At 71.9% G+C, this 3,323-nt stretch carries 1 protein-coding gene; it reads left to right on the top strand.

Annotated features, from left to right (window positions below; all coding sequences use genetic code 11):
• The first annotated feature begins 156 nt into the window (after nucleotides 1-156).
• Nucleotides 157-3,192 carry a TIM-barrel domain-containing protein gene (locus ACFUK0_RS39970; RefSeq protein WP_380258977.1) on the top strand — a complete coding sequence of 1,012 codons (3,036 nt, stop codon included), beginning with the start codon at nucleotides 157-159 and terminating at the stop codon, nucleotides 3,190-3,192.
• Nucleotides 3,193-3,323: the final 131 nt, after the last annotated feature.

The raw sequence follows: 3,323 nt of genomic DNA, 5'->3' as shown, positions 1-3,323 counted from the left end.
TGCGGTGCACGGACCCGTCCCACCACGACCACGGCCCCTCCCAGGTGTTCGGGTGGGGGGGTGCCCCCCCCCGGACCCCCCACGACCCCGCCCGCGGCGCGCCGCACGTACCGGAGTGCCGCTCCGGACCCGGCAGCCACACGCATGGGAGACACCATGGAACACGATCACATCAAGCGCAGGACCCTGCTCTCGGCGGCCGTCGGCGCGCTGGCCGTGGGCGCGGTGAGCACCGTGACCGCCCCCACGGCCGGCGCCGCCGCAACGGACCTGCTCACCGACTACTCCAAGCACACCGCCGACAGCCGGAGCATCACCGTCACCAGCACGACCGGTCAGCAGCTGCGCATCACCGCGTACGGGGACCAGATCGTCCGGGTGCACGCGGCCCGCTCCGGGGAGACCTTCTTCGCGGACACCCGCTACGAGATGGTGGTGCCCGGGAACCACACCGCCATGGGTGGCAGCCTGAGCCTCACCGTCACCGCGGACACCATCGAGATGCGCACCGCCGCGGCCGACGGCCTGCGCGTCGTCCTGCACAAGAAGCCGCTGCGGCTGGAGTTCTACTCCCGGGCCACCGGCGCGCTGCTGGCGAAGGAGGACGCCACCCGCGGCATCAGCTGGAGCGGCACCAACGCCACCGTCGCCACCCAGGCGTTCGCGCCGCCGCCCGCCGGCGAGCGCTTCCTCAAGGCCGGGCACGGCGTACTCGGCCGCTCACCGCGGCTCGACCGCACCGGTGACTCGGTCTCCCACAACTACGCCGACGCGGACGCCGCCGCCCACAACCCCGTCGACCAGGCGCCGGCCATCGTGCCGTTCTACCTCTCCAACAGGGGATACGGGGTGTTCTTCAACACCACGTTCGACACGACCTTCAACTTCGGCGGCAGCAACGGCTACGGGTTCTCCGCCGACGGGCACAACGCCGGGGGCGCACGCCCCCAGGTGGACTACTTCCTGATCAACGGCCCGCAGTTCGGGCGGCTCCTCGACCGCTACACCCAGCTCACCGGCCGCCCGAGGCTGCCCCAGCAGTCCATCTTCGGACTCCACATGTCCGACAAGAGCTTCGCCGACGTGAGCGACCAGGACTGGTGGCGCCAGAAGATCGGCCAGCACCGTGCGGCCGGCTTCCCCTTCGACCACCAGGTCAACGACAACCGCTGGCGCGCGGGTTCGGGTGCCTGGTCCGGCTCCTGGTTCGAGTTCAGCCCCGACCGCTGGCCCGACCCCGCCGGCTACCAGAAGTGGGCCGCCGCGAACGGCGTCACCGTGACGCTGGACTACAACCGCAACAACACCAACGAGATGGCGGGTTGGAAGGCCGGCCCGCCGCCCGGCTACAGCCTCGCGGCGGCCGACCTCAAGAACGTGAAGGACAGCAACGCCGTCCCCGACTGGAGCAACCCCGCCACCCGCGCCTGGGTGTGGAGGGTCTTCTGGGACAAGGCCCTCAACCCGAGCCTCGGCTTCCCCTGCGACGGCCTGTGGATCGACGAGACGGACGACCTCGGCGGGATCCCGTACACGGCGGTGATGGCCGACGGCCGCACCTGGGCCGAGGGGCGCAACGCCTACTTCCTGAACCTGCACAAGGGAGTCGGCGGCGAGGGCTGGGACCCCGCCGGGAGCGGGCACATCGGCTCGGCCAAGCGCCCGTGGACCTGGAGCCGCGGCGCCACCGCGGGCCAGCAGCGCTACGGCCACTACTGGACGGGCGACATCAGCCAGACCTACGAGGAGATGCAGAACCAGATCCGCGGCATGCAGACGGCCGGCCTCGGCGGCTTCCCCTTCGCCAACATCGACGGCGGCGGCTTCGACGGCGGCACGGTCTCCGACGCCTTCTACCGCAACTGGCCGGTCGCCTGGTCCAGCTTCTCCCCGGTCTGGCGCCCCCACACCGGCGCCTCGGTCGCCCAGCTCGGCAGGAAGGCATCGCGCTGGCCGCTCGACCAGGGCGCCCAGGCGCAGGCGGACTTCGCGCGGTACGGGCAGCTGCGGTACAGCCTGATGCCGTACATCTACACGCTCGCCCACCAGGCCGCCGCCACCGGCATGCCGATGGCGCGGGCCATGGTGATCGACTACCAGGACCGCCCCCAGGCCTACACCCACGACCTGCAGTACCTGTGGGGGCCCTCGCTCCTCGTCGCACCCCTCACCTCCGACGGCGGGGGCGTCCAGCAGATCTGGCTGCCGGCCGGAGCCACCTGGTACAACTTCTGGGCGGACATCAAGCACGCCGGGTCCGACGCCGGCGACTTCGCGTACACCACCCGCACCGGCGAGACACCGCTGTTCGTCAAGGCGGGGGCGATCCTGCCCAGGTACCCGTACGCGCAGAGCACCGCCTACCTCAGCAAGCGGCAGCTGGAGCTGGAGGTCTACGCGGGGGCCGACGGCGCCTTCGAACTCGTCGAGGACGACGGGGTGACCGAGGCCTACCGGACGGGTGCCCAGAACACGAGCGTCACCCGCCTCACCTACACCGACGCCCCGACCCGTGTCGTCGTCGCCCATCCGCAGGGGACGTACCAGGGCGCGCCCGACCGGCGCCGCTACCTCGTCCGCTTCCACGGCCTGTCCAAGCCCGTGGGGATGCGGGTCAACGGGGGCGCCACCCTGCCGGCCTTCACCAGCGAGGCCGCGGCCGTCCTCAGCGGGAACGGCGCCGGCAGCGTGTGGGACGCGCAGGCGAAGATCCTCACCGTCGTCACGGCGGAGATCCCCGTCGGCGGGAACGGGGGCACCGCCGCGACCGTCGAACCCAGCGGCGCCGCCTTCCCCGCCGTCGGCGGCGGCACGGTCTACCAGGCCGAGAGCGCGCGGTTCGACAGCACCTTCATCCTCGACACCCTCCACCCCGGCTACACCGGCACCGGCTACGCCGACTTCAACGGAACGTCCGCAGGAGCCACCATCGCGTGGACGGTCGGCGTGGCAGTGGCGGGGAAGAGGCAACTCCTCATCCGCTACGCCAACGGGGGCGACACCGACCGCCCCGTGACCATCGACGTCAACGGCACAAAGGGCTCCACCCTCGCCCTGCCGCCCACGGGCAGCTGGGACACCTGGGCGACGGCCTCCTGCACCGAAACCCTCCCGCAGGGGGCGAACGTCACCGTCCGCGCGACCCTGACCAAGGCCACCGGCGCGAACTTCGACAGCCTGACCGTGCAGTAGCCGGAGCCGGTGACCCGAGGCTGCCGCCCTTCCAGGTGAAGGGCGGCAGCCTCCGCCGTTTCCACCGCGCACCTGTACCCGCGCCTGGACGCGGGACGCGGCATGCCGGCGCCGCGGCCGGACGCTGTACG

It is taken from the genome of Kitasatospora sp. NPDC057223 (assembly GCF_042669755.1).
Classification (GTDB): domain Bacteria; phylum Actinomycetota; class Actinomycetes; order Streptomycetales; family Streptomycetaceae; genus Kitasatospora.
The sequence above is the reverse complement of the archived record's forward strand: the minus strand, read 5'-3'. Positions and strand labels throughout refer to the sequence as shown.